Raw genomic sequence first — 19,602 nt, forward strand, 5'->3', positions numbered from 1 at the left:
GGGACGGTTGAAAAGACCACAGCAATCGGGAAAAACCCCCAAAAGATGTGGCGAGATATGGCAGGAGGCCAGAGCATGACCAATACCACGCTGCGCGGCATGACCGCCGCCCTTGTCCTGATGGCCGGACTGGGAACCGCCGCGGCGCAGGAATCCACCAATGTCGTCGCGACCGAGGGCGACTGGACCGTCTTCGCGGCGGAAAACCCCAAGGAATGCTGGGCCGTTTCCCCGCCCAAGGCGACGCAGAACACCGATGCGAACGGCGCCCCGCGCGAGGTGACGCGCGGCGATATCCGCCTGTACGTGGCCTATCGCCCTGGCCAGAACGGCGAGGTGTCCTTTACCGGCGGCTATCCCTTCGCCCCCGACAGCACGGTCGAGGTCGATATCGGCGGCAACAAGTTCAACCTGTTCACCGAAGGCGAAAGCGCCTGGACCGGCAGCGCGTCCGAGGATGAAAAGCTGATCGGCGCCCTGCGCGGCGGGTCGAACGCGGTCATCACCGGGCGGTCGTCGCGCGGCACCGTGACCAAGGACACCTTCAGCCTGGCGGGGATCACGGCGGCCACCAACACGGCACGCTCGCGCTGCCAGTAAGAGCCGGGGGACTTCACGTCCCCCGGACCCCCGTGGGATATTTGAGCCAAAGTGAAAGGCAAGGCCGGTTGATTTTCGGCCCTGTTTCGCTTATCTGCGGGTCTTTCGCCCCAGATCGGTAATGCCATGAACGCGCCCATCACGCAGGATGTCCTGACCCTTCCCCGCAAGCTGCCCGACAGCGGGCGGGTGAACATCGTCGGGCTGACGCGCGACCAGTTGCGCCAGGCACTGATCGACGCGGGCACCCCGGAAAAGCAGGCCAAGATGCGCGTGGGCCAGGTCTGGCAATGGGTCTATCACTGGGGTGTGCGCGATTTCGCGGGGATGTCGAATCTGGCCAAGGACTATCGCGCCCTGCTGGCCGAGAAGTTCGAGATCGCCCTGCCCGAGATCGTGACCCGGCAGGTCAGCGCCGACGGCACCCGCAAATACCTGGTCCGCATCGCCGGCGGCCACGAGGTCGAGACCGTCTATATCCCCGAGGAAGGGCGCGGCACGCTGTGTGTGTCCAGCCAGGTCGGCTGCACGCTGACCTGTTCCTTCTGCCACACAGGCACGCAGAAGCTGGTGCGCAACCTGACCGCAGGCGAGATCGTCGGCCAGTTGATGCTGGCCCGCGACGACCTGGGCGAATGGCCGGTTCCGGGCGCGCCCAAGGACGAAACCCGTCTGGTCAGCAACATCGTCCTGATGGGCATGGGCGAGCCGCTGTACAACTTCGACGCCGTGCGCGACGCCATGCGCGTCTGCATGGACAACGAGGGGCTGTCGCTGTCGCGCCGCCGCATCACGCTTTCCACCAGCGGCGTGGTCCCCGAGATCGCCCGCACCGCCGAGGAGATCGGCTGCCAGCTTGCCGTCAGCTTCCACGCCACCACCGACGAGGTCCGCAACGTCCTGGTGCCGATCAACAGGCGCTGGAACATCGCCACGCTGCTTGACGCCCTGCGCGAGTATCCGCGCCTGTCGAACAGCGAGCGGATTACCTTCGAATATGTGATGCTGGCCGGCGTGAACGACAGCGACGAGGACGCGCATCGCCTGGTCGAGCTGATCCGGGGCATCCCCGCCAAGATCAACCTGATCCCCTTCAACGAATGGCCCGGCGCGCCCTACAAGCGGTCCAGCAACAACCGCATCCACGCCTTTGCCGACATCATCTACAAGGCGGGCTATGCCAGCCCGATCCGCACCCCGCGCGGCGAGGATATCATGGCCGCCTGCGGGCAGTTGAAGTCGGCGACGGAACGGGGGCGGAAGTCACGGGCGGAGATTGCGGCGGAGGCGGCGGGGTAATCCTGCCGCACCGTAGCCCTATCTACTAATTGGAGACGAAGAAGCTAAGTAGTTATGGATAGAATTCTGTCCAAGTCGCGACGCATAGCATCGCGCTGATTATCTTCCATATGCCGAAATCCCCAGCCTGCATCTAAGATGTCCGCAACGATCCGCGCCACCAACTTGGCAAAGTCCGGCAATCCAGATATTTCGATCACCCAGCCGGTAGGTTCGAAATGGATGAACTGGTTGCGGATTTCATTATGCAATAACCGAAGCCAGTTAAGCTCCTTATCACTGATTGCTATATTTTTTCCGCCAAAATGACTGTCAGTTGAGTTTGGATTTCGTACTGCTTTCAGCAAACCTGGCAGACTCATCAAACAAGTCTTAGGCGGTGTCGCGGACTTATTTAAACGACGTTCTTCAAAATATTTTATCCATTCTTTACTATTGCTTTCTGTAATCGCTCCAAGTGGTGCGGCGGTGGTTGTCAGATGGCAGACGCAAGCACCCTGCAATGCAGAATGAAGCGAAAGCATGAACCATTTCCAAGCCTGAGGATCTTCGTTCACGAACTTGCTGCAACGGAGTGCATGGCGAATAGAGCCGGCTACATCTTCAGCCTCATTGGTTTCGATCCAAGCTTCAGTGGCCATCTTGATGATTCTTCCAAGCTGCTGATCACCTCAGATAACTGACAGTCTTCAGACTGGCTTCCCCCACCCATCAATGATCCCTACCGCCTCCTCCGCCGTCTCGACAAAGCGGAACAGGCCCAGGTCCTCCTCGGAGATCGTGCCGGCCTCGGCCAGAGCCTTCCAGTTTATGATCCCTTCCCAGAATTCCCGCCCGAACATCAGGAAGGGGACGCGGGCCATGCGGCCGGTCTGGATCAGGGTCAGGGCCTCAAACAACTCGTCCAGGGTGCCGAAGCCGCCGGGGAAGATGGTGATCGCCCGCGCGCGCATCAGGAAATGCATCTTGCGGATCGCGAAATAGTGGAAGTTGAAGCACAGTTCCGGCGTGACATAGACGTTCGGCGCCTGTTCGTGGGGTAGCACGATGCCCAGGCCGATGGACTTGCCGCCGACCTCGTGCGCGCCCAGGTTGCCCGCCTCCATCACGCCGGGGCCGCCGCCGGTGGTGATGACGAATTCGCGCCCGCCGGCTTCCAGGCTGCGGCGGGTCATCTCCTGCGCGAAGAGCCGCGCCTGTTCGTAATAGGCCGACAGCTTCGCCAGCGTCGGCGTGCGCGCAAGACCCGCGTTTTCGGGCGAGGGGATGCGCGCGCCGCCAAACATCACCACGGTCGATTCCACCCCGGCCTCGTCCAGCAGCATCTGCGGCTTCAGCAGCTCCAGTTGCAGGCGGACCGGGCGCAGTTCTTCGCGCAGCAGGAAGTCGCGGTCGGTGAAGGCCAGCTGATAGGCGGGCGAGCGGGTCTGCGGCGTGTCGGGGATCTGTTCGGCGCGGACCGCATCCTCGTCGCTGTGGGGAAAGGGATGGGCGCGGTCTTCGGCGGTCTTGGTCGCGTCGTTCATCGGATCCTCGGATTGCACGGGCCTCGGATTGCATGGGCCTTGTCCCAGGCTTATAGCCCCGGTGAACCAGTTTCCACCCGCAGTAGCCATCCAGGAGAGGCCCATGACCCAAGCACTTGAGACCGCCATCGAGGCCGCGTGGGAGGCCCGCGCCGATATCGACGCCGGCACGACCGGCTTCGTGCGCGAGGCGGTGGAGGAAACCCTGGCGCAACTGGACAGCGGCGCCCTGCGCGTGGCCGAGAAGCGCGGTACCGACTGGCATGTGAACCAGTGGGCGAAAAAGGCGGTGCTGCTGTCCTTCCGCCTGAACGACATGGAGGAGATGTCGGGCGGCCCGCAGGGCGGGAACTGGTGGGACAAGGTGCCCTCGAAATTCGCGGGATGGGGCGACAGCCAATGGCGCGCGGCCGGTTTCCGCGCCGTGCCCGGCGCCATCGTGCGGCGGTCGGCCTTCATCGGCAAGGGCGCGGTGCTGATGCCCTCCTTCGTGAACCTGGGCGCCCATGTGGGCGAAGGCACGATGGTCGATACCTGGGCCACGGTGGGCAGCTGCGCCCAGATCGGGAAAAACGTCCACCTGTCGGGCGGCGTGGGCATCGGCGGCGTTCTGGAACCGCTGCAGGCCGGGCCCACGATCATCGAGGACGACTGCTTCATCGGCGCCCGGTCCGAGGTGGTCGAGGGCTGCATCGTCCGCGAAGGCTCGGTCCTGGGGATGGGCGTCTTCATCGGCCAGTCCACCAAGATCGTGGACCGCGAAACGGGCAAGGTCATGTATGGCGAGGTTCCGGCCGGATCGGTCGTCGTCGCGGGGTCGATGCCGTCCAAGAACGGCGTCAGCCTGTATTGCGCGGTGATCGTCAAGCGGGTGGACGCCAGGACACGCTCCAAGACCTCGATCAACGAATTGCTGCGCGACTGACGGGGGCCGGGTGACCACGCTGTTCATCGACGCCGACGCCTGCCCGGTCAAGGCCGAGGCGGAGCGCGTGGCGACGCGCCTGAAGGTGCAGATGGTGCTGGTCTGCAATGGCGGGCTGCGTCCCTCGGCCAATCCGCTGGTCAGCCTGCGGATCGTGGCCGAGGGACCGGACGAGGCCGACAAGTGGATCGCCGACCAGTGCGGGCCGGGCGATGTGGTGGTCACTGCCGACCTGCCGCTGGCCGACCGCTGCCTCAAGGCCGGGGCGCGGGTCGTCACACATGACGGCGAGGTGCTGACCATCGCCAATATCGGCCCTCGATTGGCGACGCGCGACCTGATGGCCGATCTGCGCGCCGCCGATCCCTTCCTGCAGGGCGGGGGTGCGGGTTTTTCCAAGGCCGACCGATCGCGCTTCCTGCAGGTTCTGGACCGCGAACTGGGCGCCGCCCTGCGCGGCTGACCTTCGGGCCGAACCTTCCGCCGCCGGGATGCGTTGGCCCCCGGCCATTGCAGGAAGGGGAAACGGTGCAGGACGAGGAAACGGTGCAGCCCCTGCTGGACGCGGCAGGCGCGGCCTCGGACGGCAAGAAGACCTCGGTCGGGCAGATCGTCGAATCGCTGGGCGAGAATTCCCTGATCCCCAACCTGATCTTCGTGGCGCTTGCGGTCGTGTCGCCCTTGTCCGGCATCCCGCTGTTCTCGTCGGTCTGCGGCATCGCCATCGCGCTGATCTCGGGGCAGATGCTGGTGGGGCGCGATCATATCTGGCTGCCGGGCTTTGTGATGTCGCGCCAGATCGACAGCGACAAGCTGGATCGCGCGCTGAAGATCATGCGCCGCCCGGCCCGCTGGCTGGACCGCGTCGCAAGGCCCAGGCTGGCTTTTCTGGTCCATGGCCCCCTGCGCAAGCTGACGCAGGCGCTGTGCATGGTCTGCGGCCTGGCGATGCCCTTTCTGGAACTGGTTCCCTTCACATCCTCGATCCTGGGAACCGTGGTCAGCCTTCTGGCCTTCGGGATGCTGGCACGGGACGGGTTGTTCACCCTTCTGGGATTTGCCATTCTGCTGTCCTTGGGCGGCGGCGTCCTGTGGTTCCTGCAATAAACGGGCAAAAAGCCCGTCGTCTTGCCTTGCGGTCCGACCGTGCATGGCTATAACCCCGGACGATTTATCAGCCGCAAGCCCCAGGGGACCCCCATGCCGAAAAGAACCGATATCAAGTCGATCCTGATCATCGGCGCAGGCCCCATCGTCATCGGCCAGGCCTGCGAATTCGATTACTCCGGCGCACAGGCCTGCAAGGCCCTGCGCGAGGAAGGATACCGGGTGATCCTGGTCAACTCGAACCCCGCGACGATCATGACCGACCCGGAAATGGCCGACGCGACCTATATCGAGCCGATCACCCCCGAGATCGTCGAGAAGATCATCGCCAAGGAACGCCCTGACGCGTTGCTGCCGACGATGGGCGGGCAGACGGGCCTCAACACCGCGCTGGCGCTGGCGGACATGGGCGTGCTGAACCGCTATGGCGTTGAACTGATCGGCGCGCAGCGTGCCGCCATCGAGATGGCCGAGGATCGCAAGCTGTTCCGCGAGGCGATGGACCGGATCGGCCTGGAAAACCCCAAGGCCACCATTGTCGCCGCACCCAAGCTGCCAAATGGCAAATACGACATCAACGCGGGCGTCCAGCAGGCGATGGACGCGTTGGAGGAGATCGGCCTGCCCGCGATCATCCGCCCCGCCTTCACCCTGGGCGGCACCGGCGGCGGCGTGGCCTATAACCGCGACGATTACGAACGGATCGTGCGCTCGGGGCTCGACGCCTCGCCCGTGGCGCAGGTGCTGGTCGATGAAAGCCTGCTGGGCTGGAAGGAATACGAGATGGAGGTCGTGCGGGATCGCAACGACAACGCCATCATCGTCTGTTCCATCGAGAACGTCGATCCGATGGGCGTCCACACCGGCGATTCGATCACCGTGGCGCCTGCCCTGACGCTGACGGACCGCGAATACCAGATCATGCGCAACGGCTCCATCGCCGTGCTGCGCGAGATCGGCGTGGAAACCGGCGGGTCCAACGTGCAATGGGCGATCAACCCGGCCGACGGCCGCATGGTCGTGATCGAGATGAACCCCCGCGTCAGCCGGTCCTCGGCGCTGGCGTCGAAGGCCACGGGCTTCCCCATCGCCAAGGTCGCCGCCAAGCTGGCCGTGGGCTATACGCTGGACGAGCTGGACAACGACATCACCAAGGTCACGCCCGCGTCCTTCGAGCCGTCCATCGACTATGTCGTGACCAAGATCCCGCGCTTCGCCTTTGAGAAATTCCCCGGCAGCAAGCCCGAACTGACCACGGCGATGAAATCCGTGGGCGAGGTCATGGCCATCGGCCGCAGCTTCCACGAATCGCTGCAAAAGGCGCTGGCATCCATGGAGAACGGCCTGACCGGCCTCGATGAGATCGCCATCGAGGGCGCGGCGGACCAGGGCAAGCCCGCCGTCATCGCGGCCCTGTCGCGCGCCACCCCCGACCGCATCCGCGTCATCGCGGAGGCGATGCGCTTCGGCATGAGCAATGACGAAATCCAGCGTGTCACCAGCTTCGACCCGTGGTTCCTGGCGCGCATCCGCGAGATCGTGGATGCCGAACACAAGGTCCGGCACGAAGGCCTGCCCATGGATGCCGAAGGGCTGCGCACACTCAAGATGATGGGCTTCACCGATGCCCGCCTGGCCCATCTGACCGGCCGGGACGAAACTGATGTCCGCCGCGCCCGCCGCAATGCCGGCATCCTGCCCGTCTTCAAGCGCATCGACACCTGCGCCGCCGAATTCGAGGCGCAGACTCCCTATATGTATTCCACCTACGAATCCCCCGCGATGGGCGACGTGGAATGCGAATCGCGCCCGTCCGATGCGAAAAAGGTCGTCATCCTGGGCGGTGGCCCGAACCGGATCGGCCAGGGGATCGAGTTCGACTATTGCTGCTGCCATGCCTGCTTCGCCCTGACGGATGCGGGCTATGAAACGATCATGATCAACTGCAACCCGGAAACGGTGTCCACCGATTATGACACCAGCGACCGGCTGTATTTCGAGCCGCTGACCCTGGAACACGTCCTGGAAATCCTGCGCGTGGAACAGGAGAACGGCACGCTGCACGGCGTGATCGTCCAGTTCGGCGGCCAGACGCCCCTGAAGCTGGCCAACGCGCTGGAGGCCGAGGGCATCCCGATCCTGGGCACCACCCCCGACGCCATCGACCTGGCCGAGGACCGCGAACGCTTCCAGAAGCTGCTGAACGACCTGGACCTGCGCCAGCCGATCAACGGCATCGCCCATTCCGATGCCGAGGCGATCCAGATCGCCGAACGCATCGGCTTCCCGCTGGTGATCCGCCCCTCCTACGTCCTGGGCGGCCGCGCGATGGAGATCGTGCGCGACATGGACCACCTGCGCCGCTACATCACCGAGGCCGTCAGCGTGTCCGGCAAGAACCCGGTGCTGCTCGACAGCTATCTGTCCGGCGCGATCGAGGTCGATGTGGACGCCCTGTCGGACGGCGAGAATGTCCATGTCGCGGGCATCATGGAGCATATCGAGGAGGCCGGGGTCCATTCGGGCGACAGCGCCTGCTGCCTGCCCCCGCACACCCTGGACGCCGCCACCATCGACGAACTGAAGCGCCAGACCGTCGCCATGGCCCGCGCCCTGCGGGTGAAGGGCCTGATGAACGTGCAATTCGCGATCAAGGACGGCGCGATCTATGTGCTGGAGGTGAACCCGCGCGCGTCCCGCACCGTGCCCTTCGTCGCCAAGGCCACCGACAGCGCCATCGCCTCCATCGCCGCGCGGCTGATGGCCGGGGAACCCATGTCGAACTTCCCCCTGCGCGACCCCTATCCCGCAGGCGTCGGCCCCGAGGACGACCTGCCCTTCGCCGACCCGCTGACCCTGGCCGACCCGATCACGCCCTGGTTCTCGGTCAAGGAGGCCGTGCTGCCCTTCGCCCGCTTCCCCGGCGTCGATACGCTGCTTGGCCCCGAGATGCGTTCCACCGGAGAGGTGATGGGCTGGGACCGCAACTTCGCCCGCGCCTTCCTCAAGGCGCAGATGGGCGCGGGCACGCATCTGCCGCATGAAGGGCGCATCTTCCTGTCCGTCAAGGACGCCGACAAGACCCCTGCCCTTGCGGCGGCGGCGCGCGATCTTGTGTCCATGGGCTTCTCGCTGGTCGCCACCGCCGGCACCGCCGAGTTCCTGGCGGCCGAGGGCGTCGAATCCACCCGCGTCAACAAGGTCTATGAAGGCCGCCCGAACATCGTGGACCGCCTGAAGAACGACGACATCGCCATGGTCCTGAACACGACCGAGGGCGTTCAGGCCATCGCCGACAGCCGCGAGATCCGGGCGGTCGCGCTGTATGACAAGATCCCGTATTTCACCACGGCCGCGGGGAGCATCGCGGCGGTGGCGGCGATCAAGTCGCGCGAGGAGGGGGAAGTCGGTGTGAGGTCGCTGCAGGCTTAGACGGCAAAAAATACCTCCGCTGAAGATGTATTGACGTCTTCAGCGGCGAAATTTTAAGGTGCACTTCTGACCCGACCAACCTCGGTAAATTCTACGATCCACTATCTCACCTTCATATCCGATAATTCCAAAGATAAGCACCTCCACAAGCCACTGCATCATTAACCATGCTTCATGCAACTCCAGTCCCTTAGGTAGATACTTTGGATCCTGATGCACTATCTTGTTGCGAATGAAACTTAAAATCTCGAAAGGATCCATATTGTTACGCGATCTGCTAAGTCTTTCAAGATTTTCGCTATGCTTCATTATCTGATCCGAAATGCCAATATAGGCGCTTGCTGCTCGTAATTTATCGCAGAAGCTTATCCTCTCAGTACTAAGGCTTCCAAACCATCCAGCTTGATATTCTAGAATGAAGTTGGTCAGCGCCTCCAAAGCACCATGAGCAGCAATTATAGACATCTCAATCGACACATCTCGTGATGCGTTTGACGCTCGGTAGAAGTTAAGTGCCTGCCGAAGCGCTCTTTCACGAATACTGCCATCGAATGAAGAAGCAAACAGTCGAAATATTTCGGGCAGTCTTGATTGTGCGTGCAGATCGAACCAATTTGGCGAGTGTTTGCAGCTATCATGGCGTGTAAAACCAATCATTTCGAATGCGGTAGAGCCACTTTCCGCTATTCCAATACTGTGCCCGAAGCCACAGTGCGTCCCTTTCATAAAAAGCATAAAATCGTTCAATACACGAGTGTCTTTAAATATTTCGTCGGTTGCCCCCCTATGTTTTGAGGTAACTAGTAAATACTCGCTCCCCTTTTTACCCATCGGCCTAAGGACAAATGACCTATCTTCGCCAACTGTGAGGTTGACCTCTCGCTCTATCAGTTTTGGTGGAGAAAGCATGATGGCTTTGAACGAAACGTAGTTTTCAGTATGAGGTATCAGCAATGGCTCGCGATCCGGCGTTGCCAGCACCGAGAACGTGCTAGGTCCAAGGCTAGCATTTGCGCTTGTGACTAGCACCTCGAAGCGGCACTTGCCGCGATAAGCATATATTCTTGCACTGGTGCTGCTATCACCTATAATGTTAAAATCACTATTAAAGTCAAATTGACCAGTAAGATCCAAAATGATACGATTACCAGTGTAGCACACTGGTATGGAAATATTATATTCCTCCCTTTCACCAATTTTCAGCCTGTCTAAACCTAGCCCAAAATTTATCTCGTAATTATCTTTTTGAAAGTTCTCCGGGTCAAATAACATGGCGATCTCTTTTGGTTTTACTGCTTTGCGTATTTTAATACTGTCGCATCCAAGCTACATGATTGCAGTAACAAGACAAGTAGGATATAGTTTACCACTCAATTCGCGGTCACCCGGACTCCCACTTCAGGCATAGTCTCCTAGAGCCACCATGTCGGCTTGGCGCATTTTCTCACCATCCATGCAGCAATCCCACCTCGCGCAACCAACCCGCCCACTCAGCGTTGAGCCAAACCCACCCCCTCTGGATCCGCGCTCATGCCCAAGGACGGCCCCGTCATTCCCGACCCGCAGGACGCCGCGCGAGAGGCGGGGCTGGTCTATGTCAACGACGACATGCCGGGGATCACTCGCCAGCGATCCGGCAAGGGGTTCAGCTATCGCGGTCCCGGCGGCAAGGCCATCACCGACAAGGCGGAACGCAAGCGGCTGGCCTCGCTGGGGATCCCGCCCGCCTATACCGATGTCTGGATCTGCCCCGATCCGCGCGGTCATATCCAAGCCACGGGGCGCGATGCGAAGGGGCGCAAGCAGTACCGCTATCACCCCGATTTCCGCGCCATCCGGGACAGCGCCAAATACGAACACATGGTCGAATTCGCCCATGCCCTGCCCCATATCCGCGCGCAGGTCGATCAGGACATGTCGCGGCACGGGATGCCCGCCGAAAAGGTCCTGGCGACGGTGGTGTACCTGCTGGAAAACACCATGATCCGGGTGGGCAATGCCGATTATGCCAAGCAGAACAAGTCCCACGGGCTGACCACGCTGCGCGACCGGCATGTGACCTTTGACGGCAACCAGGTGCGGTTCCGCTTCAAGGGCAAGTCCGGCAAGGAATGGGACCTGGGCCTGCGCGACCGCCGCGTGGCCCGGATCGTGCGCGCCGCCCAGGACATTCCGGGCCAGCACCTGTTCCAGTATCTGGACGAGAATGGCGAACGGCAGAAGGTCACCTCGACCGAGGTGAACGCCTATCTGCGCGCGATCTCGGGCCAGAACGTCACCGCCAAGGATTTCCGCACCTGGACCGGCACCGTCCTGGCCGCCCTGGCCCTGGCGGAATACGAGGCCTGCGACAGCGAGGCCGCCGCCAAGCGCAACATCCGCGAGGCGATCGAACGGGTGGCGGCCCGCCTGGGCAACACGCCGACCATCTGCCGGAAATGCTATGTCCACCCGCAGGTGATCGACGCCTATCTTGCCGACGAGTTGAAGCTGGAATTGCGCGAGGAAATCGACGACGATCTGCAACAACCCGGCCTGCGCCCCGAGGAACGGCAGGTGCTGGAATTCCTGAAGAAAAGGTTGAAGGCATGAGCACAGTCACAGCCACCCCCGCCGCCCTGGACCTGATCGCCGAAATCGTCGCCGACCACGGCCCCGTCCTGTTCCACCAGTCGGGCGGCTGCTGCGACGGATCCTCGCCCATGTGCTATCCGCAGGGTGATTTCCGCGTCGGCGAACGCGACGTGAAGCTGGGCGAGATCGGCGGCGCGCCCTTCTATATCAGCGCCTCCCAAGCCGAGGCCTGGGCCCATACCGACCTGATCATCGACGTGGTGCCCGGCCGGGGCGGCATGTTCAGCCTGGACAACGGGCGCGAGAAGCGGTTCCTGACCCGGTCGGAAATCTGCCGGATCTGATTGGCAGGACTGCTGCCGTCCCCTATAACGCCCGGACATTTTCCAGGGGGCGGACCATGGCATACAGCGTTTTCATCGACGGCGAGGCAGGCACCACGGGCCTGCAGATCCGGGAGCGGCTGGAAACGCGCGACGACATCCGCCTGATCCAGATCGACCCGGACCGCCGCAAGGACGCCGGCGCCCGGCGCGAGGCGTTCCAGCAAGCCGATGTGGCGATCCTGTGCCTGCCCGACGATGCCGCGCGCGAGGCCGTGGAACTGGCGCGCGACCTGGATGTGCGGATCATCGACGCCTCCACCGCGCATCGGGTGGACGAACGCTGGGCTTTCGGTTTTCCCGAATTGGGCGCAGGCGCGCGGGACCGGATCGCGGCGGCAAGGCTGGTCAGCAATCCCGGCTGCTATTCCACCGGTGCCATCGCCATCATCGCGCCCCTGGTCGCCGCAGGCCTGATCGAGCCGTCCGAGCCGCTGACGATCAACGCCGTCAGCGGCTATACCGGCGGCGGCAAGGCGCTGATTGCGGAATACGAGGACGGCGCGGCCCCCGCCCATTTCGTCTATGGCCTGACCCAGCGCCACAAGCATATCCCGGAGATTATGGTCCATGCCGGCCTGTCGCGGCAGCCGATCTTTGCCCCTTCGGTGGGCAACTTCGCGCAAGGCATGGCCGTGCAGGTGCCGCTGTTCCTGAACGACCGCCGGACGCTGGACGGCCTGACGCAGGCCCTGGCGGACCATTATGCCGGGCAGCGCTTCATCGAGGTCGCGCAGGGGACGGGCTCGCGCATCGTGCCCACGGATCTGAACGACACCAACCGCCTGCGCATCACCGTGCAGGGCGATGCCCAGAACGGCTGCGCGACACTGGTGGCGGTGCTGGACAACCTGGGCAAGGGCGCGTCGGGCGCGGCGGTCCAGAACCTCAACATCATGCTGGGCGTGGACGAGGCGGCGAGCCTCTAGAGCAAAAGGCACCGGCCGGGGCCGGTGCCTGCCGTCTTATTCCGCCGCCTCGGCATAGCTTTCCAGGGGCGGGCAGGTGCAGATCAGGTTGCGGTCGCCATAGGCGTTGTCCACCCGGCCCACCGGCGGCCAGTACTTGTCCACGCGGAAGGCGCCCGCCGGGAAGCAGCCCTGTTCGCGCGAATAGGGGCGGTCCCAGTCGGCCACCAGATCCTCGACCGTGTGGGGCGCATGGCGCAGCGGGCTGTCGGCCGCGGCGATGCGGCCCTCGGCCACGTCCGTGATCTCGTCCCTGATCGCCAGCAGGGCGGTGATGAAGCGGTCGATCTCGGCCTTGGTTTCCGATTCCGTGGGTTCCACCATCAGCGTGCCCGCGACCGGCCAGCTCATGGTCGGTGCGTGGAAGCCATTGTCGATCAGGCGCTTGGCGATATCGTCCACCGTCACGCCGTGATCGGCAAAGGGCCGCGTGTCGATGATGCATTCATGCGCGACGCGTCCCCGGTTGCCCATGAACAGGATCGGATAGGCCCCCACCAGCCGCGACGCGATATAGTTCGCGTTCAGGATCGCCACGCGCGTGGCCTGGGTCAGCCCCGCCCCGCCCATCATCAGGCAATAGGCCCAGGAGATCAGCAGGATCGAGGCCGATCCGTAAGGCGCCGCCGACACCGCGCCCTCGCCCGTCTGCGGATCGCCCGGCAGGAAGGGCGCTAGATGCGCCTTGACGCCGATCGGCCCCATGCCCGGACCGCCGCCGCCATGGGGGATGGCAAAGGTCTTGTGCAGATTCAGGTGGCTGACATCGCCGCCGATCTCGCCCGGCTTCACCAGGCCGACAAGCGCGTTCATGTTGGCCCCGTCGATATAGACCTGGCCACCGTGCCTGTGGGTGATGTCGCAGACCTCGCGCACGGTATCCTCGAAGACGCCGTGGGTGGAAGGATAGGTGATCATCACCGCCGCCAGCCGGTCGCCCGCCTTGGCCGCCTTGTCCGCGAAATCCTCGAGGTCGATGTCGCCATTGGGCGCGGATTTCACCACCACGACCTTCATCCCGCACATCTGTGCCGAGGCAGGGTTGGTGCCATGCGCCGACACGGGGATCAGGCAGATGTCGCGATCCTCGCCGCGCGAACGGTGATAAGCGGCAATCGTCAGCAGCCCCGCATATTCCCCCTGCGCGCCGCTGTTGGGCTGCATGGAAAAGGCGTCATAGCCGGTGATCTGGCACAGCTTGTCGGTCAGGTCGCCGATCGCCTCGGCATAGCCTGCGGCCTGGTCGGCGGGGGCAAAGGGATGCAGCGCGCCGAACTCGGGCCAGGTGATCGGCATCATCTCGGCCGCGGCGTTCAGCTTCATGGTGCAGGACCCCAGCGGGATCATCGCCCGGTCCAGCGCCAGGTCGCGATCCGACAGCCGGCGCATATAGCGCATCATCTCGGATTCGGCGCGGTTCATGTGGAAGACCGGGTGGGTCAGGTAGTCGCTGTCCCGCAGCAAATCTTCGGGGATGGTCGGGCCGGTCGCGGCTTCCGCCGCATCGGTGATGCCGAAGGCGTCCAGCAGCCGTGCGATCACGCCCGCATCGGTCGTTTCATCCACGCTGATGCCCACGCGGTCGCGGCCCACCTTGCGCAGGTTGATGCCGCGATGGCGCGCGGCGGCCATGATGCCCGCCTGGCCCACGCCCACCTTGACGGTGATCGTGTCGAAGAACGCCTCCGGCGCGACCTCGGCCCCGGCGGCGCGCAGGGCATTGGCAATCGTGACGGCGTGAAGATGCACCCGCTGCGCGATGGCGCGCAGGCCCACCGGGCCGTGGAAGACGGCATAGAAGGACGCCATCACCGCCAGCAGCGCCTGCGCCGTGCAGACGTTGGAGGTCGCCTTTTCGCGGCGGATATGCTGTTCGCGCGTCTGCAGCGCCAGGCGATAGGCCTTGTTGCCCTTGGCGTCGATGGAAACGCCGACGATGCGGCCGGGCATGGCGCGCTTCAATTCGTCCCGGCAGGACATGAAGCCTGCATGCGGACCGCCATAGCCCATCGGCACGCCGAACCGCTGCGCCGATCCAACGGCGATGTCGGCGCCCATCGCGCCGGGTTCCTTCAGCAGGCACAGGGCCAGCAGGTCGGTCGCCACGACCGCAAGCGCGCCCGCCGCGTGCAGGGCCTCGATCTCGGGCGTCAGGTCGCGGATATGGCCATAGGTGCCGGGATACTGGAAGATCGCGCCGAAGACCTGGTCGGCCTGAAGATCGTCGATGGAGGCCTTGACGATGCGGATGCCCAGGGGTGCCGCCCGCGTCTCGATCACGGAAATGGTTTGCGGATGCAGGTCATGGGCCACGAAGAAGGCGTCCGCCTTCGACTTCGACTGCCGGTGCGCCATGGCCATCGCCTCGGCCGCGGCCGTCGCCTCGTCCAGCAAGGACGCATTGGCGACAGGCAGCCCGGTCAGGTCGGCCACCATGGTCTGGAAGTTCAGCAGCGCCTCGAGCCGCCCTTGGGCGATTTCCGGCTGATACGGGGTATAGGCCGTGTACCAGGCCGGGTTTTCAAAGATGTTGCGCTGGATCGCCGGGGGCGTGACGGTGCCGTAATAGCCCTGGCCGATCAGGCTGGTCATCACGGTGTTCTTCGCCGCCACCTGCCGCATCCGGTCCAGCAGCGCCGCTTCGGACAGCGCGGGCCAGTCCAGGCTGCTGTCCTGCCGGATCGCCTGCGGCACGGTCTGGTCGATCAGCGCGTCCAGGCTTTCGGCGCCCACGACCTTCAGCATCGCCTCCATCTCGGCGGGCGAAGGGCCGATGTGGCGGCGGTTCGCGAAATCGTCGGGGTTATAGTCGGTCGGTTTCCAGCGGGTCATGCGCGCCACATCTTCTGTGTAAAAATTATCCTCGGGGGTCCGGGGGCAGACAGCCCCCGGGCGACATCAGCCGATCAGCGCCTGATAGGCGGCCTCATCCATGAAGCCCTCGATGGCCTTCGGATCGGCGGGCTTGATGCGGAAGAACCAGGCGGCCTGGGGATCGTCGTTCACGCTGCCCGGCGCATCGGCCAGGGCCGCGTTCACCGCCGTGATCACGCCCGCGATGGGGGCCGAGATGTCGGATGCGGCCTTGACCGACTCGATCACCACGACCTCCTCGCCCGCCTCGACCTCGCGGCCCTCGTCGGGCAGTTCGATGAAGACGACATCGCCCAGCTGCTCGCTGGCATGGGGGGTGATGCCGACGACGACCTCGTCTCCTTCGGCGCGCAGCCATTCATGGTCTTCTGTGTATTTCAGCATGGGTCAGGATCCTCAGCGTTTATAGGACGGGGTGACGAAAGGCAGGGGGGTGATGGAGACGGGGATGCGCTTGCCGCGCAGTTCGGCATGAAGCGTCGCACCATCCGCCAGGTCAGCAGGCAGCCGGGCCATGGCCATGGGGCCGCCCACCGACGGCCCGAAGCCGCCCGAGGACACATGGCCGATCGCCTTGCCGCCTTCGGCCTGGTCGAAGATCGCCACGCCTTCCCGGATGGGTGCGCGGCCCTCGGGGCGCAACCCGCGCCGCACCGAGGTCGCGCCATCGGCCAGTTCGGACAGGATGATCCCTGCCCCCGGAAAACCGCCCGCGCGCGCCCCGCCCGTCCGGCGAACCTTCGGGATCGACCAGCCCAGCGCGGCCTGCGCCGGGGTCACGGTGCCGTCCATGTCATGGCCGTAAAGCGGCATCCCCGCCTCCAGCCGCAGGCTGTCGCGCGCGCCAAGGCCGATGGGGGCGACTTCGGGCTGATCCAGCAGGGCTTTCGCGAAATCTGCCAGCCGAGCCTCGGGGATCGAGATTTCGAATCCGTCCTCGCCGGTATAGCCCGACCGCGACACCCAAAGGTCCACGCCATTCCAATCGAGGATCTGGCTGTCCATAAAACGCATCGCGGCAACCGCGGGGACCAGCCGCGCCAGAACCTCGGCCGCAAGCGGGCCTTGCAGGGCCAGCAATCCCCGGTCGGTGACAGGGGTGATCGTCACGCCGTCCAGCGTTTGCAGATGCGCGATGTCCTGATCCGTGCAACCGGCATTGACCACCAGCAGGAAGTGATCGCCCCGGTTGGCGAACATCAGGTCGTCCAGGATCCCGCCCGCATCATTGGTGAACAGCCCATACCGCTGCCGCCCCTGCGGCAGGCCCAGCACATCGGCCGGGATCAGGCTTTCCAGCGCCAGGGCCGCCGTTTCCATCCGCCCGTCGTCGGGGGTCACCAACACCTGCCCCATATGGCTGACATCGAACAGCCCTGCCTTTTCGCGGGTGTGCAGGTGTTCCGCCATCACGCCCATCGGGTACTGGACCGGCATTTGCCATCCGGCAAAGGGCACCATCCGGGCACCCAGCGACAGGTGCAGGTCGTGAAGCGGGATCCGGCGCGGGTCGTCGGTCATGTGACCTCCTTCTCTCAAGCAGCCGGACAGCCGGCATCGGTTGGCGGGCGGATGCCCGTTCGATGCCCCCTCTGTCCCTGCCCGCCCGGACCTGCCGGATTGGGCGCCTGAGATCGTTATCCCTTCGGCGGGCCGGAACGGCCACTCTCCAGAGCTTCTGACGGAAAACGGTCCTTCTGCCTGAGAGTTCGCCGGGGCGGCTGCTCCTTCGGCACTGGCACGGGCCAGCTTCTCCCGAGTTCCGATGGCTGACAGCTAGCCGGGCGGCAAGGCCAAGGCAAGCCTTTTGTCGTAGCCCAGCCGATTGACAGCCTGCCTGCATCGCCCCAAGGTCGCGCGGCATCGGGCGGGGGGCGGCGTGGCGCGAAAATTCTTCCAGATCGGCTTCAACAAATGCGGCACGACCTTTATCGCCAAGCTGTTCCAGATGAACGGCTATCCGGCCGTCCACTGGGCCGAGGGCGCCCTGGCCGAGGATATCGCCTGGTCCAAGCTGACGGGCGTGAAGCCCTTGCAGCCCTGGGCCGACACGGTGGCCTTCACCGACATGGAATCGGTTCGCTATCTGAACATGCCCATCGTCGAGGCCTTCAGGGAGTTCCGCTTTCTTGACGAAAGCCATCCCGGTTCGGTCTTCCTGCTCAACACCCGCCGGATCGAGGATTGGGTCATCAGCCGCTACATGCATCGGGGCGGCAGCTATGCCCGTGCCTATGCCCAGATCCGGGGTGTCGCCGTCGCCGATCTGGCCGACCTCTGGGCGGCCGAATGGGAGGCCCATCTGGCCGATTGCCGCGCCTATTTCGCGGGCCGGGCCGAGTTCGTGGAGATCGACATCGACCAGGCCACCCCCGGCGATTACCGCGATGCCCTGGCCCCCTGGTTCGACCTGCGGACCTGCCCGCCCCGCCCCGGCGCGGGCGCCCGGTCGCGCCGCGAAGGCTATCTGGCCGGGCTGTCGCGGATGCTGACGACGCCGCGAACCGTTGACGCGCCGGACAGCCGCGCGGCGACCGCGGATATCGTCCGCACCGCCCTTCCGACCCGCGTTTCGCCGGAAGGAACAGCCCCGTCCGCCGGGACCATCGTCGATCTGGACCGGGGCGAGGTCCGCGACGGCGGCGGCAAGATGCTGCCCATCAGGCGCGCACCCGACGGGTTCTTCTATGCCGCGCCCGGATCCCCCCGCCTGCTGCGCATCGCCACGATGGCCAACGACATGGCCCAGGCCGCCCATCGCGGCAGCTATGTCATCGAGGCGCAGCCGGGATTTTCCGGCGGGACCGGCCCCGTCCTGGCCCCCAGCCGCCGGACGGGGGCCGCCAATGTGTTCCTGTGGCCGATGCCCTGGATCCATCGGCTGGGCAATGACGGCTATCTGGGCCGGCCCGACCGCCTTGACTCGCCCTGGGCCGAAAAGCTGGACCGCGCGGTCTTTCGCGGCGATCTGTCGGGCCATGTGATCACAAAGGACGGCCAGCCGCTGCGCCCGCTGCATCAGGTGGTGACGGATGTGCTGGCGGGCGGGCCGGCGGCGGATCTGAGGGATGCGACGCGCGTGGCCCTGGTGCTGCGCCACCAGGGGTCGCCCGATATCGACGCCGGCCTGACGCCCGATGCGCGGGGTGCGCGTGCCCTGGACCGCGCGGGCCTGGCCCATCTGATCGCTGCGCGCAAGGGGGACGATTTCCTGCTGTCCCATCGCTATCTGATCTGCCTCGGCGCCACCTCGGGGGCCGAGGATTTCCTGCCGCTTGCCAACAGCAATTCGGTGGTCCTGCTTGAAGAAGACGGGTGGGAGACCTTTGCACGCGGCGCCTTCCAGCCCTGGCAGCACTATATTCCGCTGCGCTCCGGCGCGGGCGACCTGCCCGACAGGCTGGCCTGGGCGCGCGCCCATCCCGATATCTGCCAACAGATATCGGCCCGCGCCCGCGCGCTTTGCGCGGTGCTGGCAGACCCCAAGCCCCGCCGCGAACAGCTTGCCGCGATCCTGCGCGCCTATCGGTCCGGAACCCCGGCCACTTCCGCCGGATTGGCCCTGCAAAGGAGCGACGCATGAAATCCCATGACGAGATCTGGGGCGAATGGCAGGATCTGGTCAACATGACCCCCACCGAACTGCGCAAGTGGCTGGACGGCGAGAACAGCAAGTCCGTGGGCGATACAGGTGGCGAGGGCGAAAGCACGGGCCACAAGTCCGGCAGGCGCATCCTTCAGATCAAGGACAGGAAAAAGGCCGATCTGGACGATGACGATTGGGCGCACATGGCCAAGGTCGTGGGCTATATCAAGCGCCATGCGGCCAAGGCGGGCCCCATAACAACAAGGAAAACAGCCACTGGCGCTTTTCGCCGATGAACTGGGGCCACGACCCGCTGAAGTGACCGGCC

The 19,602-nt window shown here is 64.5% G+C and carries 16 protein-coding genes, 1 pseudogene and 1 riboswitch; of the genes and pseudogenes, 11 read left to right on the top strand and 6 right to left on the bottom strand.

Features of this window, described 5'->3' with window-relative positions:
• Window positions 1-75 precede the first annotated feature (75 nt).
• Both CK944_RS08070 and rlmN read left to right on the top strand, forming a co-directional pair.
• Window positions 76-600: an invasion associated locus B family protein gene (locus CK944_RS08070; RefSeq protein ID WP_103172550.1), complete on the top strand. Its 525-nt coding sequence runs from the start codon at window positions 76-78 to the stop codon at window positions 598-600.
• A gap of 126 nt (window positions 601-726) precedes the next feature.
• Window positions 727-1,899 carry a 23S rRNA (adenine(2503)-C(2))-methyltransferase RlmN gene (rlmN, locus tag CK944_RS08075; RefSeq protein WP_103172551.1) on the top strand — a complete coding sequence of 391 codons (1,173 nt, stop codon included), beginning with the start codon at window positions 727-729 and terminating at the stop codon, window positions 1,897-1,899.
• Between the two features lie 44 nt (window positions 1,900-1,943).
• On the opposite strand, the gene CK944_RS08080 is transcribed toward rlmN, so the two are convergent.
• Both CK944_RS08080 and CK944_RS08085 read right to left on the bottom strand, forming a co-directional pair.
• Window positions 1,944-2,540, bottom strand: a complete 597-nt coding sequence (locus CK944_RS08080; protein ID WP_103172552.1) for a hypothetical protein — start codon at window positions 2,538-2,540, stop codon at window positions 1,944-1,946.
• A 48-nt stretch (window positions 2,541-2,588) separates the two neighbouring features.
• Window positions 2,589-3,425 (bottom strand): LOG family protein, encoded by an 837-nt coding sequence (locus CK944_RS08085; RefSeq protein WP_103172553.1) that lies wholly within the window; start codon window positions 3,423-3,425, stop codon window positions 2,589-2,591.
• 103 nt (window positions 3,426-3,528) lie between these two features.
• Between CK944_RS08085 and dapD the strand changes: the two genes are divergently transcribed.
• From dapD to carB, 4 genes are all read left to right on the top strand, one after another.
• On the top strand, window positions 3,529-4,350 hold the full coding sequence (gene dapD, locus CK944_RS08090) for a 2,3,4,5-tetrahydropyridine-2,6-dicarboxylate N-succinyltransferase (RefSeq protein WP_103172554.1): 822 nt from the start codon (window positions 3,529-3,531) through the stop codon (window positions 4,348-4,350).
• 10 nt (window positions 4,351-4,360) lie between these two features.
• The gene (locus tag CK944_RS08095; RefSeq protein ID WP_103172555.1) at window positions 4,361-4,813 is read left to right on the top strand and encodes a YaiI/YqxD family protein; all 453 of its coding nucleotides are present in this window, start codon (window positions 4,361-4,363) and stop codon (window positions 4,811-4,813) included.
• A gap of 65 nt (window positions 4,814-4,878) precedes the next feature.
• Window positions 4,879-5,457, top strand: a complete 579-nt coding sequence (locus CK944_RS08100; RefSeq protein WP_239986005.1) for an exopolysaccharide biosynthesis protein — start codon at window positions 4,879-4,881, stop codon at window positions 5,455-5,457.
• A 93-nt stretch (window positions 5,458-5,550) separates the two neighbouring features.
• Entirely contained in the window at window positions 5,551-8,889 is a 3,339-nt protein-coding gene (gene carB, locus CK944_RS08105; RefSeq protein ID WP_103172557.1) for a carbamoyl-phosphate synthase large subunit, read from the top strand.
• A 39-nt stretch (window positions 8,890-8,928) separates the two neighbouring features.
• Here the strand turns inward: carB and CK944_RS22860 are convergent, their stop codons facing one another.
• Window positions 8,929-10,161 (bottom strand): hypothetical protein, encoded by a 1,233-nt coding sequence (locus CK944_RS22860; RefSeq protein WP_146038626.1) that lies wholly within the window; start codon window positions 10,159-10,161, stop codon window positions 8,929-8,931.
• 258 nt (window positions 10,162-10,419) lie between these two features.
• Between CK944_RS22860 and CK944_RS08115 the strand changes: the two genes are divergently transcribed.
• The 3 genes from CK944_RS08115 to argC are packed head-to-tail and all read left to right on the top strand — an operon-like array spanning window position 10,420 to window position 12,775.
• Window positions 10,420-11,481, top strand: a complete 1,062-nt coding sequence (locus CK944_RS08115; RefSeq protein ID WP_103172559.1) for a DNA topoisomerase IB — start codon at window positions 10,420-10,422, stop codon at window positions 11,479-11,481.
• Window positions 11,478-11,807, top strand: coding sequence for a DUF779 domain-containing protein (locus CK944_RS08120; protein ID WP_103172560.1), 330 nt, complete (start codon window positions 11,478-11,480; stop codon window positions 11,805-11,807). Before CK944_RS08115 ends, CK944_RS08120 begins: the two co-directional genes overlap by 4 nt.
• 56 nt (window positions 11,808-11,863) lie before the next feature.
• Window positions 11,864-12,775, top strand: a complete 912-nt coding sequence (gene argC / locus CK944_RS08125; protein ID WP_103172561.1) for an N-acetyl-gamma-glutamyl-phosphate reductase — start codon at window positions 11,864-11,866, stop codon at window positions 12,773-12,775.
• A 36-nt stretch (window positions 12,776-12,811) separates the two neighbouring features.
• Here argC and gcvP read toward each other — a convergent pair whose 3' ends face one another.
• The 3 genes from gcvP to gcvT all read right to left on the bottom strand — a co-directional run bounded on the left by gcvP (window position 12,812) and on the right by gcvT (window position 17,209).
• Complete coding sequence (gene gcvP / locus CK944_RS08130; RefSeq protein ID WP_103172562.1) at window positions 12,812-15,646, bottom strand: aminomethyl-transferring glycine dehydrogenase; 2,835 nt, start codon at window positions 15,644-15,646, stop codon at window positions 12,812-12,814.
• A gap of 66 nt (window positions 15,647-15,712) precedes the next feature.
• Window positions 15,713-16,069 (bottom strand): glycine cleavage system protein GcvH, encoded by a 357-nt coding sequence (gene gcvH, locus CK944_RS08135; protein WP_188714632.1) that lies wholly within the window; start codon window positions 16,067-16,069, stop codon window positions 15,713-15,715.
• Between the two features lie 15 nt (window positions 16,070-16,084).
• Window positions 16,085-17,209 carry a glycine cleavage system aminomethyltransferase GcvT gene (gene gcvT / locus CK944_RS08140; protein WP_103172564.1) on the bottom strand — a complete coding sequence of 375 codons (1,125 nt, stop codon included), beginning with the start codon at window positions 17,207-17,209 and terminating at the stop codon, window positions 16,085-16,087.
• Window positions 17,210-17,367: 158 nt separating this feature from the next.
• Window positions 17,368-17,456: riboswitch (glycine riboswitch) on the bottom strand.
• Window positions 17,457-17,513: 57 nt separating this feature from the next.
• On the opposite strand from gcvT, the gene CK944_RS08145 reads away from it, so the two are divergent.
• Window positions 17,514-19,271: a glycosyl transferase family 90 gene (locus CK944_RS08145; protein ID WP_103172565.1), complete on the top strand. Its 1,758-nt coding sequence runs from the start codon at window positions 17,514-17,516 to the stop codon at window positions 19,269-19,271.
• Window positions 19,268-19,596, top strand: a pseudogene (locus CK944_RS08150) (DUF3140 domain-containing protein). The gene CK944_RS08145 and the pseudogene CK944_RS08150 overlap by 4 nt, the downstream one beginning before the upstream one ends.
• Window positions 19,597-19,602: the final 6 nt, after the last annotated feature.

Origin of the sequence: Paracoccus sp. SY, from assembly GCF_002901215.1 — a bacterium.
Lineage (GTDB): Bacteria > Pseudomonadota > Alphaproteobacteria > Rhodobacterales > Rhodobacteraceae > Paracoccus > Paracoccus acridae.